The sequence below is a fragment of the Cytobacillus sp. S13-E01 genome (assembly GCF_029193815.1).
Taxonomy (GTDB): Bacteria; Bacillota; Bacilli; order Bacillales; family Bacillaceae_L; genus Bacillus_BV.
Window position 1 is genome coordinate 37,831 of the sequence record NZ_JARFVC010000029.1, and the last position, 12,882, is coordinate 50,712.

Consider the following 12,882-nt stretch of genomic DNA (forward strand, 5'->3'; position numbering starts at 1 on the left):
TTGCCTACCTCCTTTCTCTAGTATTTTTCTACCATTACTCGCCTAAGATGAAAGAATCATTCTTCTCAATTGTGTTGAGCGGTAATGTTTGTAAAGCAGTGATTGCTTGTGCTACGGCGAATAATTGTTCTGCTGTTGCTTCTTGTTTGATGTTGTTGTAGTTCTTGCTGCGGTACTGCATCTTTCCTTCCTCATCAGCACCAAGTTCTAGCACTAATCGCAACTGAACTCCTTGAATGTAAGTTGATGCCATGTCTCTCACCTCCTTTCACTCTAGTTATAGGGGTGAAAGAGTGAAAAGGTGGCATGGATTTATAAAAAGTATGGATCTTCTCTTAAGCCATTCATGAACAATCACTTATCTATATTTTTCTTACCTCCTCGGCGAAATCACCAGTTCTTGATTGGTGATTTTTATGTCGCCTCCTTCTAACTCGTATAAGGATATGCATCCAGCCATATCCCAGTTGTACATAAGTAGATTGGCCCATGTGAAAACCGGCCAGTTACTTCAAAAGGCAAATATTCAATTCCGACATGTTTCCGGAGATAAAGTCGACGTCTGGTTGGTATTTATAAGAACATAAATAAGAAATTTTTAACATTGCATCTTTGCATAATATCATGTATTATTACTATACAAGCTGCGTTGTTCGTAATTTTAATTAAGTTTTAACCTTTAAGCTGTATTAGGGAGTTTAACATCGAACTGAAATGTCATGCCTCATCATGTGCAGGAGGACGACAGGAAGGTATCTGCAAACACCCACTTTGAGAAGTGGTGGTTTAAAACTTTCTTATGCTGATTACGGCAAATGTGGCTTTCACAATGTTATTTTAAAAATCCAGTTCCTTTGAGGGACTGGATTTTTCTACCTGTAAGCGGCCATACTATCACTTCACAAAAAAAGCTATGCACTGTGGTAAAGCTCTTCTTTGATTTTTTATCTGTATTAGTTGTTCAAAAGCCCCGTTCCTTCAATTTTCACATTAACATTTACTTCAAATTCAACCTTTGGGTAAAGCTTTTGCCATATTTCCCAATCATCTTTATTAAAGTTTTTTGCGCGATAATGTAAACCAAATCCTATAGGATCTAATTCTTCCTCCTGAAACTTTTTCAAAAGGTCAATCACTTTTTCCTTTATTTGTTTTTCTGCCCTCTCTTTACTTTCTACTATTTTTTCTTCTGACATATCTTCCAATGCTTCTTCAATAATTCCTTCTATTTGCAGATTCACTTTAATTATCAGATTATTATTACTATCTATTTTCAACTTATAACTAGTATTTAGCTGGCTAGCCGCAATGAAAAAGGACTCTTGTTCTTCATCACCCTTTTTCATTATTCTTATATCTGCTTTACTTAAACGGTTAAGTAATACATTTAGAATTTTTGTTTCCTCTTCTGATAAGGTCATTCTTATCTTGTCATTGTCGAATATAGCTGCTTTATTAATTTCAAAATAGGCACCCTTCATTTCTATAATCGGTAAAATAGGGTCTAATCCTTTTTCAGTTAAGCGCTTTCTAAAATCAAACAAATATTCGCTAACAATATATGCTGATTCGGTGCCTGTATTTCCAAATGACAAGAATAAGGCATTCGAAGGAAGTCGCTCTGTTTTTCTTTTTAATTTTAATAATTCCTCGGCATTCGGTCTTGCAATCCCTACCCAAGCTATTTTTTGGATATCACGACGACGTATAAACCAATCTAATAATTCTTGAACGTCTTCTTGCATAACATCTTCACCAAAAATAATTGCTCTAGCGTGACTAAAATCCAGTTCTTGTGGTACTTGGGTTTTAATCATCCTAACAGCTTGTGTAATTGAGTTACTCTCCAGCTCCGATATAATAAAGTCTTCTTGTCCTGCTTTTACATCTGCTTTAGGAATAGCAATTTTTAACAAAACCTTGTATTTTTTATCATCACTTTCTGCTTTATCGACCCCTATCGTTACAACAAAGGAACGTTTATCAATATCTTTATAGCCACAAGACGATAAGGATAATAAAATTATGATAAGAATAGTCATTTTCAAAACCAACCAAGGTCTATGTTTCATATCCTTTTCCTCCTCGCCAGAAAGTACATCAAAATAACAAGAAATACCTCACTTGGAAAACGAATATTTAACCACATTTCTCCTAATTTAAAGATATCCTTTTCCCTTAATTGATTTTGTAAAATAAAAACTCCCACTCCCATACTTCCTACTATCGCGAAATCAATTCTGAATCTTCTTTTTCGATCAAATCTCTCTATCTTTAGAATACTTCTTATAATTTGCAAAGCCACGTGCCAATGTATCGTAACACTTAACAATGAAATGCTTATATAAAGTAAAATAAACACGGTTATCAGACGTTCAATCGGACCATATTCAATATTTAATGCATCTGCTGTTGAAATCCAAGGAAAGGTCAAATCACCTACCCCATCCGCTCCCCAAAAACCAATAGGAATTAAGACTGAGGTTACTAAATTTACTAATCCTACTATCGGAACAAACCATAAATGTTTCAAATTTATTTTTTCTTTAAACACTCGATTGAAGACCACCATATTCGCATACCCAGAAAAGATGAAAGTTGCTGCAGAAATTGCACTCCAAGACGGATACTCAAAAACGTGCGTTCCTACTTCAAATACTGAATTTATCGTTAAGTAATTATTTGTATACGCCTCAAACACAACAATTAAGACTAATGGAATATTTAAAACTATAATGATTTCTAACGTATATAAAATCTTATCAGATTTTAAGTGAAGTAAAATTATTACCAGAAACACAACAAAAGCTGAGATCATATTGAAGCCCGATATATGCGGATTGATAAATCGCATAATTACATTGTTAAAAGCTAATAAAATTATCGCACCGGCCATGATAAAAATTACAGAAAAATAGGCCAGGAATCCATACCTAAACCAACGCGGGGTAGCTTCTAATATCTCAGGAACCCCTAATCTAGGAAATCTATTCAAAGACCTTATAAAAACAAACAGTAATACAGAACCTATCAGCACTCCCAAAGGAATCGCCATTATACTTCCACTAAACCGTTCTCTTAAAAGAATATTTGGTACGAACATAAATACGTTAATCAACATATTCATGATAATGAGATAATAAAAATAGCGATTCAAGAAGGTCGTACCCCCTTTTTTGAATCCTTTGAACTTGGTTCAAAAAAGAGCTTCAAGTATGGTTGGCCAAAACTTTCTAGATTCGCTAAATATGCGATCAAACCAATTAATCCGATTACAAGGCCCACTAATCCAAAAAGGGTAGATGAAGCTAGTAATAGATATTTTACAACACGCATTGCAAAGCTCATAGTATTTATAGGAATAACAAAATTTGAGATTGCAACTGCCGCAACAATGATAATCATCACATTAGAAACAAGTGAGGCTTCTACTGCAGCCTGACCTAAAATCAGTCCCCCTACTGTAGTTGCAGTCGAACCAATCGCTTTAGGTAATCGAACACTTGCCTCGGTTAAAAGCTCCATCATAAGAAGCATAAGAAATACTTCAATATAAGCAGGATATGGTACACCAACCCTACTTCCCGCAATCGAAAGAGCTAACTGAACCCGAAATAACTCTGGGGAGTATGCTGTTACCCCAACATATAATGCCGGCATTAAAACACTAATAAAAAGCCCTAAATAACGAAGGGACACTATAAAACGACTAACCCAATAAGGTTGATATAAATCTTCCATCGAAGACATAAAATCATAAAATACAGCAGGTGCTATAATGGAAAATGGTGTTCCTTCTATGACTAATACAACTTTTCCTTGTGCTAGATTGTAAACGATGCGGTCAGGTCGTTCTGTAATCATTAATGTTGGGAAAAGAGTTCGTTTTTTCCTTGTTAGTTTTCTATGCAGTTCACCTGCTGCCTGTAACACATCTATTTCTATTTGCTCAAGCGAATCCTTCAAATCTTTTAGAACATCCTTGTTTGTAAGCTTCTTATCATACATAACTATTACTTTTGTTTGGGAAAGTTTTCCGACTTTAGTTTCCTCTAGTCTTAAAGAAGGTTGTGGGTATCGGTTACGTATCAAATTTATATTTGTAGTAATTGACTCACTTAAAGCATTTTGTGGCCCCTGAATAACCGTTTCTACCATTGCTTCAGTTACTGAATTATTAACCACTTTCTTGAGGTATACTATATAAATGATTTCTCCTATAAACACAACGACAGACCCTACCAAGACACTTGTTAAGGTATCCTCTTTGGTCGTGTGTTCTTTTTTGTTTGGTAAAGAACGAATATAGATTTCAAACTCTTTTTCATCACATTCATAAAATGGTTTAATTACATTTTCTTGTAACTTCTTCTCATCACATAAGCTATTGATATAAAAGATTTCTGCAGTATTTTTTTCTGCCTTTAATTCTTGTAATACAACGTCCTGGGAAGAACCCAACTGTTCTTTAAGCCACTCTTGTGTGTCGGACTTCTTCTGAAGAACCATATGAAAAGTCACCCTCCTTTACTAGAGACGTTTAGATACCTATCCTTTGTATCGCCACTTAAGTAAATGAATATACGGTGAAATGAAAATGAAGTACAACTATTAATAATTAAACCTACTTTACCTTTTTCCACAATGAGTTATACTAGTCCCTACCTTTTTTATTACATGATTATAAGGAGAGAATGTGACTGTGGAATGAAGCACCTGGGAAGATGCAGCAATGAAAATTGTTATTTATGATGTGATAAAAGTAAAAAAGCTAGAAGGCTCAGCAACCTTTTCAATAGGAAAATCTTATGTGAGAGAACTAACCAGCCAGACAAAGAATAACGTAATTGGACAGGTAACTGGTGACCACAACGAGATTTTTCTAAAGCCGATAAGATCACCTATAATTGATTTAGATCGTTTAGAAAATTGGGGTTAGATGATTAAAAGTCAGCATTTTCATGTTGGCTTTTTATGTTAACTTGTGGTATTTTTACACAATTGCACAGATAGCAAAGTACGTGATAGGCATTTTTATCATTTTTCTGTCAAATGGTCACCTATAGACGTTTGCATACATAAAAAATGTTAAAGGTGTAGGAAGGTGTTGGTCGATATGGAAGAAGTTAAACAACTAATGATACCCTCTAGTATTGAGTTTCAAACAGTACTGCCAGAGTCTAACTTGAGGAAAAGAACATCTGAACATTTTTTAACTGAACACGAATATAATCGTCTTTTAAGATATTACCAAAGCCTAATGTTTGAAAAATATCAGTTACACAATATTAAAAGAGAGCATATTACAATATCAAACCCCTATTAACTTTTAAAATTAAAAAATAGCGAGGGGAAATTAGATAGTATAGGGATGACAAGTTCATTCCTTGTACATATAGTATTACAACCAATCCCAACAATTATGCCGATTCCGGTTATCACGGGACGAAAAAGTTATTGAGTCAGTAATTTCGATAGTTAGGTCCTAATTTACTGGATATCACCCACACAGGATATAATAAAAACCGCAAATTTTTATGAACAGAAAATGGAATTTAAGGCTGTTCATTATTTGAATGCAAAACCATATATTAGTAATTACTTTTTGTCCATTATTTTTGGTTAAAATAATCTCAGTATCACGATACAAGCAAATATGTGTGACTCTTAGACGATCTAAACACTTTAAATGGTGAAGAAGTAAAAAAATAATTAATAGCATTTCCCAAAATAGACCTGCAATATTCAATAAATGAACTAACTTTTACATTGTAGATGGTGGGTACGAGAAGGGGAGCCATATTGGTTTCTTATCTTTTAAAATTATAAATAGCCAGCATATACATGCCGGCTATTCGTTGATTTGTACTATGGTATTCAGGAGTCCCTGAAAATTATTTAGATGATAATGTAAATGCTTCTTTTCTTTCAATCAAACGTGGAGATGTAGCAATTAAAAGGACTAAAACTATTGAACATAGGATAAATGCCCCTAACATTGTACCACCGTTAACGGCTAACGAATAGACAACTGGAGACATACCTTCTGGTGCATATTCTCCCCAGAAAATAACACCTGCAAGAAAATGCCAAAAATAACGGGCAATACTTCCCATTAATACAGCAACAATGACCCATAATATTGTACCACTTTTATTCTTGGTTTTAATTGACTTTTGAATAACTGGGTATAATAGGCCTGCAAATCCTACAAAGGCAAAGGCAATAAAGTATTCTATCGCAAATTGAATTGGAGTCAAGAAATAGATGTCACCAACTATAACCTGAAGTAATCCCCATAAAAGTCCAGAAACAATGCTTACTCTAAAGCCCCAGCGTAGGGCTAAAATAAAGATAGGTACCATTGCAACCGAAATCGAAATCCATGGTCCTAGTTTAATCGATGGTAATAAATCTAGTATTAATGCAAATGCTGCGAAAATGGAAGCTTCTATCATCGCTTGTAGACTCATTTTCTTCATTAAAATTCTCCCCTTCTTGTTCGTAGTAGTTAAACGCAACCTCAAGGGAGATAATATAGATAGATAGAGACCACTATATCCTCAAATCACATTCCTGCGCTAGAATTATCTAACAGGTTCAAAGGGTCAGAACAGATGTAACTGTTCACTCTCAGCAAATATGCTCCCCTTGTGGTTTACATTTATTAAGTTCTTAAACGATTATAACGTAAATGTTGGTATGTTAAAAGAGTTCTTTTCTTATTTTTTTGTGCGTGTTTACCTACTTTAGTATTGGCTGAATAGATTTTGCTCAAGTTCAACAAGATGGTACACTAACTATTGATAGTAAAGATAACTCTAATTAATAGAATATCCATGAGTTTTATCACTTTTTGGAATTCATTCAAGTTAGTCCGCATGATAACACGCCCTTTTTGGTAGATTTTTGGTAAGGTACCTTAATCATACCAAAAACCTTGCGTTCATGCGGACTTTCTTGTTTTTTGTTCCGATTAAAACAAGGGATAAATCGCGTTGTTGCTAGGTGCGAAACTCAAATTTACCTTTTGAAAAGTAATGAGCGTATGCCTTTGCGGAGTCTGCTTTTAAACGTATCCAAGCAATTTCAACGTTTGGTTAAACACATTTCCATATACATCAGAAGTCATCTCCTAAATTTAGTAACCAATATAGTTAAAATAAGAGGAGATTTTCCGGTTAAACTGCGTAATAAGGCTTGGTTCGGGGTATATAAGCGGAGGTTTTCCGCTTAAGCAATGCAAAATGATCCATTTTGACGTTTTTTGTGTAAATAGTCGGAATTTTTCCGTCTATTTAAGCTATTTTAAGTGCTATTTCGTAATTAAGAGAAATTTCTCCGCTTATTTATTAAACCATGCTGATTCCCTCATATCTTGGTCCTTTGAGGGTTCGCTCTTTATTTTTATTTATGGGTGTCAAAGAGGTGTCAAATCTGTTGTCAGATTGCACGCCTTTTTCATTGTTTAGGAATTTATAAAATTGTAAGGTTGTGTAAATCTTTCAAAAACTCCCCAGAATATCAATTTCTAAAGGGAGCTATTTGAAGACTCATTTTTAGGTAAACAATTATTTCAAGAGGATAAAGCTGCATAGGCAATTAAAATGGAATATAACAAGGGTTTAGGCAGGGTTATGAGTTAGAAAATCCTGTTTATTAAGGATGCGAAATTCAAGTTAAGAAATTGTTTTCAACGCATCTGCTATCAGAACGTCTCCACTAATTAAGTCAAATGACTGGTTGAATGTACTTTTTTCTGAAAGGGATTCCAGAATGGTCCTCGCCACATCTGCTCGTGGAATTGAGCCTCTATCTAACTCATTGGCAATTGAGACTTTTCCGTTTGCTGGTTCATTCAAAAGACCTCCTGGTCGAATAATTGTATAGGTTAAATTATTTTGCTGTAACATTTTATCGGCATAGTGCTTTGCAGCATAATAAGGTCGTAGTGCTTCGTTCCACTTTTCCCTTTTATGGGCACTTAACGCACTAACCATAATAAACCTATTTACACCAACTTTTTCAGCAGCCTCAATTGTTTTTCCCGCTCCATCAAGGTCAATTAAAAGTGTTTGATCCGCTCCAGTACTTCCGCCAGAACCTGCAGTAAAGACGATAGCATCACAGCCTGTTATCGCTTTACCAATCTGTTCAACACTATCTGCCAAACTAGCGACTACCGTTTCTACACCTTTATTCTCAAAGAACCCCACTTGCTCGTTCTTTCGTACCATTGCTCTAGCAGTATGCTCTTCGCTCTCATTTAAAAGATCAACAAGGTGCTTCCCAATTTGCCCATTTGCTCCAATAACGCATACCTTCATAAGATCAAACTCCTTTCAATTAGTTTCATTATTAATTATTACAGTATGTTAGACACATATCAAACAGTTTGCTTATTACAAAAAAGCATAGTCACTTGGAGTATTTTTGATATTTTTACTCTCCAAATATATTAACCCTCATAATTCTTTGAATAATAAGCCCATTCGCTTAATTTCCTCAAGGTGAATCTCAGATAATTTCTCAAGCAGCCTACTCCCCTGCTCAGTCACCTCAATGAGGACACTTCGGCCATCCTCTGGATTTTGCCTTCTAGACACAAGATCGAGTTGCTCACATCTGTCGATCAATCCTACACAGGCGTGATGTGTGATTTGTAAGCGTTCAGCAAGTTCACCTGTCGTAACAAAGTCCCGGTCAGGATAACCCTTAACAGCTAATAGTAACTGATGCTGTCCAGGTGTAATTCCTATTTTCCGCGCTTCTGTATCACTAAACTTTTGGAATTTCCTTAGTTGATAACGAAACTCTCCCAAGTATTCATACACTTCTTTTGATAAAAGAGAATTCAAAATTTTCAACCTTCTCTCATTTCTTTTGATTGATATTTATATCTTACCACGATATAATAAGAATATAAATTTATATCGTATTACGATATTTTTGTTATTGCTATTGATATCAGATACTTTCTAACATACAAACTTTAAAACTAAAGGCGGTGACACCTCGTGGAATTCTTGGAATACCTATATCCAACTACTATTTCTGGTGGACTTGTGTTTTTGACTGGAAGTTTGTTGACGATTTACCTCCATCTAAAAATCTTTAAATTGGAAAAAGAGTAAGAATGTATTATCTATCTAAGAAAAGCGCAGGGCGCCCGCCTATCGGCGACAAGCATAAGACGAGCCCTGACTGAAGGCGTTTTTTGCCTTCGGGAAGGGATTGGCTTATACCATAGAGCCGGGTGGCGCCCGGAGCTAGACACTAAAACTTGGTACAAATTTTTATACTTTCTTATCTTTCAAAAAAGGTCAGCTCATAGAGTTGACTTTCTTCGTTGTTGTCTTCGTTTTTACTAGTGGCCAGGAGCTTACATCATCGAGAAACGTAAAACCAAATGTCGATCCAACACATTAAAAACCCTTTAACTGGCACATATCCCGTTTCTACGTTACCTTGTTCTGATTTATCCATTCTATGAACGGCTTACTAATTGGATTATCACTTCCTGCAATAATCACATAAAACTTTGAGAAGGGTAGCTATATTGGTTTCTTATCCAAAAAAATACGGGCGCATTTGCCCGGTATTGATGTTCTAGCGTTCTTAATTTAAGGAATACTACTTTTTACAAGTTTCTTAGTTTCTAAATCGTACCATTTAACCCATCTGACGCTGGCAGCACCCGTTTGTTTATTCACTCTTACTTTAAAATTATGCTTTTTATAAAAAAGTCTTACTTGTTCTATATCTTGGTATTCAGTTAAAGAAATATTACCTGTGATTTCGATTATTCCTTCTGAAAGACAATATGATTTTAAATATTTCATCAATATCGAGCCAAGCCCTCTGTTATGTTTATGGCCACGAATATCACCTATATGAATACATTTAGTATTATAATAATGTGATTTCGCTTCATATGTAAGGATTGCAGCATCACATGTAAATGGATCTTTCCAATCTCTGGCATTTGTTTTTTCATACATCGCAAAGATACTATAATTATCTTTACTTTTGAATTTATACAGGATCACTTTTTCGTTTGAATTATCCCTTTCCGTTCCCAGTAAAACCAGGTCATGCATTTCCAATGTGTTAATTATTTTTTCCATAATTATCACCTCAGTACTATGTCTATGCTTGTTTCACCGTAATAAGAAGGATAATTAAACGTTCGTTTAAACAGTGGTTTGCACTAAAAGAAATTAAGAAAAGTGCAGGGACAATACCACAGGACGTGTCGGTTCTATTCGATGTTCCTAAAGGCGGTTTTCAATTTTTTGCGGAGTTTCGGGTATCAGATTGCTTTTTTAGTTACCGTTTTCTAATTTTTGTGCGATTTCGGGCATCAGATCGCTCTTTTGGTTACCGTTTTCGATTTTTCGACCGATTTCGGGCATCAGATTGCTCTTTTGGTTACCGTTTTCGATTTTTCGACCGATTTCGGGCATCAGATTGCTCTTTTGGTTACCGTTTTCGATTTTTCGACCGATTTCGGGCATCAGATCGCTCTTTTGGTTACCGTTTTCGATTTTTCGAACGATTTCGGGCATCAGATCGCTCTTTTGGTTACCGTTTTCGATTTTTCGACCGATTTCGGGCATCAGATCGCTCTTTTGGTTACCGTTTTCGATTTTTCGAACGATTTCGGGCATCAGATCGCTCTTTTGGTTACCGTTTTTTATAGTAAGATACTGATGCCCAGATTGTTGATCTAATGTAGTTTCTAAAACAAAAAAGGTTATGAGAACGCTTATCAGAATTATAGTAGCTTATTACTCACAAACGATCACTTCACGTGTAAATCGCGCTTTTTTAGCAATGCCGCGGTCCACAATCTCAAAACCTGCATGTACAAGGATTGAGTCAATTGGTTCAACTGTTATCACTACCAGTTTCTCAGCAAAACGGCGTGCGCTTTGGAACATTTCAAGCTGGTCCTGTGGGGTAATAACAGAACAGAGATTGTAGGGCAAATCGATAATCGCTACATCATAATTGTCCGTGACATTTCGAATATCTCTCAATGCCACTTCTCCTTCAAGACCAAAGTGTGCAATATTCTCCCTTACTCCTGGTAGTATTAGTGGATTTATATCACTACCCACAATGTCAATTCCCATCGATAGTGCTTCCACTAGAACTGTGCCAATCCCACAGCAAGGATCAATCGCTTGAATACCGATTGGGTCAGGCACAGCAATATTCGCCACTGATCTAGCTACACGCGTGTTAAGTGCAACAGAATAGTCGTTCGGCTTCCTTTGGTGACGTAACCAAATCGGCTCGGTCTCAAGATAGTTACCAAATACCCATCTTCCATTTACATTCATAATCGCAAACATCAAATCAGGTTTAAGTAAGTCGGCTTCTCCATTAATCGCGAGACCAATTTCACGCTCAATCGTGCGCCGTTCCTCAAATCCCACCTTTGAAATTGTATCATTCTGAACAAAAACGACTTTGAACGTAGCTCCTGATAGTTCTAAACCTTCCACTTTTTCAAATATATCCTTCAAGCGGTTACCTTCATAAATAACATCTATTCTTTCTTTCATAAATGGACTTCTGCTTGGATCTATTTTCAATGAACATTCAAGGATATTGTTTTTAGAATCTTTTCCAAAAAAAGACCGCATCTCCAAATCACGTAGAGATCGTTCATCCTTACGACATGTATACGTATATATATATGCTATCTGATTATCATTATAATTATCCAAATCTACTATCATCCTCTACTGTTTCCGTTCTAAAGGTATGGCTTAACATGGCTAAAAGCACAGTTACCGATGCGAAAGCATAATACCCTAGTGAGTACTCTCACCTTACCACATTTATACGTGCTGAACTAGTAAGGATTAATGGAATAATAGATAATCACTATAGTCTGCAACTTATCCTCACGTATCAAAAATAATAAACAGGGAAATATTAAGTTAAATCTCCAATTACTCTTAATAAATAACCAATTTGGGGTGAGTAAAAAATGGAAAAATCGATACCGCAGGATCAACATAAACAACTTGAAGAATTACACAAAACCCAAGAGGAACTCTCCCAGTCTTGGGTAGATTATTGGCAGGATTATTCCCATTTTGGCACATGGCAATTTTGGATGAATGTCGCTATGTTTGTCGTCCCACTTGTCGTTTTATATTTTAAACTCGATCGGAAAAGAGCCTTTCTTTTAGGTTTTTATGGTTTAAACGTCCATGTATGGTTTACCTACATTGATGCAGTAGGGGTTAGACATGGATTATGGAGTTATCCTTATCAAGCCTTTCCATTTATGCCTGTGAGCTTCGGGTTAGATGCATCATTAATTCCAATAGTCTTTATGCTTGTTTATCAATGGACTTTAAACAACAATAAAAATTATTACCTTTGGTTAACTGTTCTCACACTCGTCCTTTCCTTTGGAATAAAACCTATTATGATTTTGCACAACTTCTTCCATTTACATAAGGGAATTAGCTACTTACATCTTTTAGGCGCTTATATAGTAATTATGCTTTTATCTAAATGGTTAACAGATTTATTCATTTACTTTGAAAAAAAGGCTTAGGTCGTTGATTAGTACTTTTCTTCTAATTAATAAGAAAAGCGCAGGGCGCCCGCCTATCTGCGACAAGCATAAGACAAGCCGTCTGGAAGGTTGTTCTTTACCTTCCGGACGGCTTGGCTTATGACCTCGAGTCGATGGCGCCCGGAGCTAGACACTAAAACTCGGTACAAATTTTTATACTCCCTCATTAAAGTAAGGTTTTTCTCTTGTTTTCTCTGTTTTTCTCAGTATTTCAAATTTCAATAAGACTGCACTTTAATGGACTAACAGAACTTTATTTGTATTTTAGAGGAGGAGGA

13 protein-coding genes, 1 other RNA gene and 1 riboswitch are annotated in these 12,882 nt (G+C 35.6%); of the genes, 4 read left to right on the forward strand and 10 right to left on the reverse strand.

From position 1 onward, the window contains the following. Positions 1 to 34: 34 nt before the first annotated feature. On the reverse strand, positions 35 to 253 hold the full coding sequence (locus tag PY093_RS15975) for a DUF1659 domain-containing protein (RefSeq protein WP_275646847.1): 219 nt from the start codon (positions 251 to 253) through the stop codon (positions 35 to 37). 385 nt (positions 254 to 638) lie between these two features. Between PY093_RS15975 and ssrS the strand changes: the two genes are divergently transcribed. After that, positions 639 to 828: non-coding RNA, 6S RNA (ssrS, locus tag PY093_RS15980), on the forward strand. A 125-nt stretch (positions 829 to 953) separates the two neighbouring features. On the opposite strand, the gene PY093_RS15985 is transcribed toward ssrS, so the two are convergent. The 3 genes from PY093_RS15985 to PY093_RS15995 are packed head-to-tail and all read right to left on the reverse strand — an operon-like array spanning position 954 to position 4,509. Beyond that, complete coding sequence (locus PY093_RS15985; protein WP_275646848.1) at positions 954 to 2,072, reverse strand: Ger(x)C family spore germination protein; 1,119 nt, start codon at positions 2,070 to 2,072, stop codon at positions 954 to 956. Next, the gene (locus tag PY093_RS15990) at positions 2,069 to 3,157 is read right to left on the reverse strand and encodes a hypothetical protein (RefSeq protein ID WP_275646849.1); all 1,089 of its coding nucleotides are present in this window, start codon (positions 3,155 to 3,157) and stop codon (positions 2,069 to 2,071) included. The genes PY093_RS15985 and PY093_RS15990 overlap by 4 nt, the downstream gene beginning before the upstream one ends. Then, positions 3,154 to 4,509, reverse strand: a complete 1,356-nt coding sequence (locus PY093_RS15995) for a spore germination protein (RefSeq protein WP_275646850.1) — start codon at positions 4,507 to 4,509, stop codon at positions 3,154 to 3,156. Before PY093_RS15995 ends, PY093_RS15990 begins: the two co-directional genes overlap by 4 nt. Before the next feature lie 223 nt (positions 4,510 to 4,732). On the opposite strand from PY093_RS15995, the gene PY093_RS16000 reads away from it, so the two are divergent. After that, positions 4,733 to 4,939, forward strand: coding sequence for a hypothetical protein (locus PY093_RS16000; RefSeq protein WP_275646851.1), 207 nt, complete (start codon positions 4,733 to 4,735; stop codon positions 4,937 to 4,939). Between the two features lie 165 nt (positions 4,940 to 5,104). Then, positions 5,105 to 5,326 carry a hypothetical protein gene (locus tag PY093_RS16005; protein ID WP_275646853.1) on the forward strand — a complete coding sequence of 74 codons (222 nt, stop codon included), beginning with the start codon at positions 5,105 to 5,107 and terminating at the stop codon, positions 5,324 to 5,326. 568 nt (positions 5,327 to 5,894) lie between these two features. Here PY093_RS16005 and thiT read toward each other — a convergent pair. From thiT to PY093_RS16035, 6 genes are all read right to left on the reverse strand, one after another. Then, positions 5,895 to 6,482: an energy-coupled thiamine transporter ThiT gene (thiT, locus tag PY093_RS16010; RefSeq protein ID WP_275646854.1), complete on the reverse strand. Its 588-nt coding sequence runs from the start codon at positions 6,480 to 6,482 to the stop codon at positions 5,895 to 5,897. 74 nt (positions 6,483 to 6,556) lie between these two features. Continuing rightward, a riboswitch (TPP riboswitch) is annotated at positions 6,557 to 6,662 on the reverse strand. A 1,017-nt stretch (positions 6,663 to 7,679) separates the two neighbouring features. Continuing rightward, entirely contained in the window at positions 7,680 to 8,327 is a 648-nt protein-coding gene (locus PY093_RS16015) for an SDR family oxidoreductase (protein WP_275646855.1), read from the reverse strand. Between the two features lie 138 nt (positions 8,328 to 8,465). Next, entirely contained in the window at positions 8,466 to 8,858 is a 393-nt protein-coding gene (locus tag PY093_RS16020; RefSeq protein ID WP_275646856.1) for a MarR family winged helix-turn-helix transcriptional regulator, read from the reverse strand. 765 nt (positions 8,859 to 9,623) lie between these two features. Further along, positions 9,624 to 10,127: a hypothetical protein gene (locus tag PY093_RS16025; RefSeq protein ID WP_275646857.1), complete on the reverse strand. Its 504-nt coding sequence runs from the start codon at positions 10,125 to 10,127 to the stop codon at positions 9,624 to 9,626. Between the two features lie 198 nt (positions 10,128 to 10,325). Further along, a complete protein-coding gene (locus tag PY093_RS16030; RefSeq protein ID WP_275646858.1) occupies positions 10,326 to 10,670 on the reverse strand; it encodes a hypothetical protein in 345 nt (114 codons plus the stop codon). A 120-nt stretch (positions 10,671 to 10,790) separates the two neighbouring features. Further along, positions 10,791 to 11,750 carry a TRM11 family SAM-dependent methyltransferase gene (locus tag PY093_RS16035; protein ID WP_481769309.1) on the reverse strand — a complete coding sequence of 320 codons (960 nt, stop codon included), beginning with the start codon at positions 11,748 to 11,750 and terminating at the stop codon, positions 10,791 to 10,793. Between the two features lie 254 nt (positions 11,751 to 12,004). On the opposite strand from PY093_RS16035, the gene PY093_RS16040 reads away from it, so the two are divergent. After that, entirely contained in the window at positions 12,005 to 12,583 is a 579-nt protein-coding gene (locus PY093_RS16040) for a CBO0543 family protein (protein ID WP_275646860.1), read from the forward strand. Positions 12,584 to 12,882 lie beyond the last annotated feature (299 nt).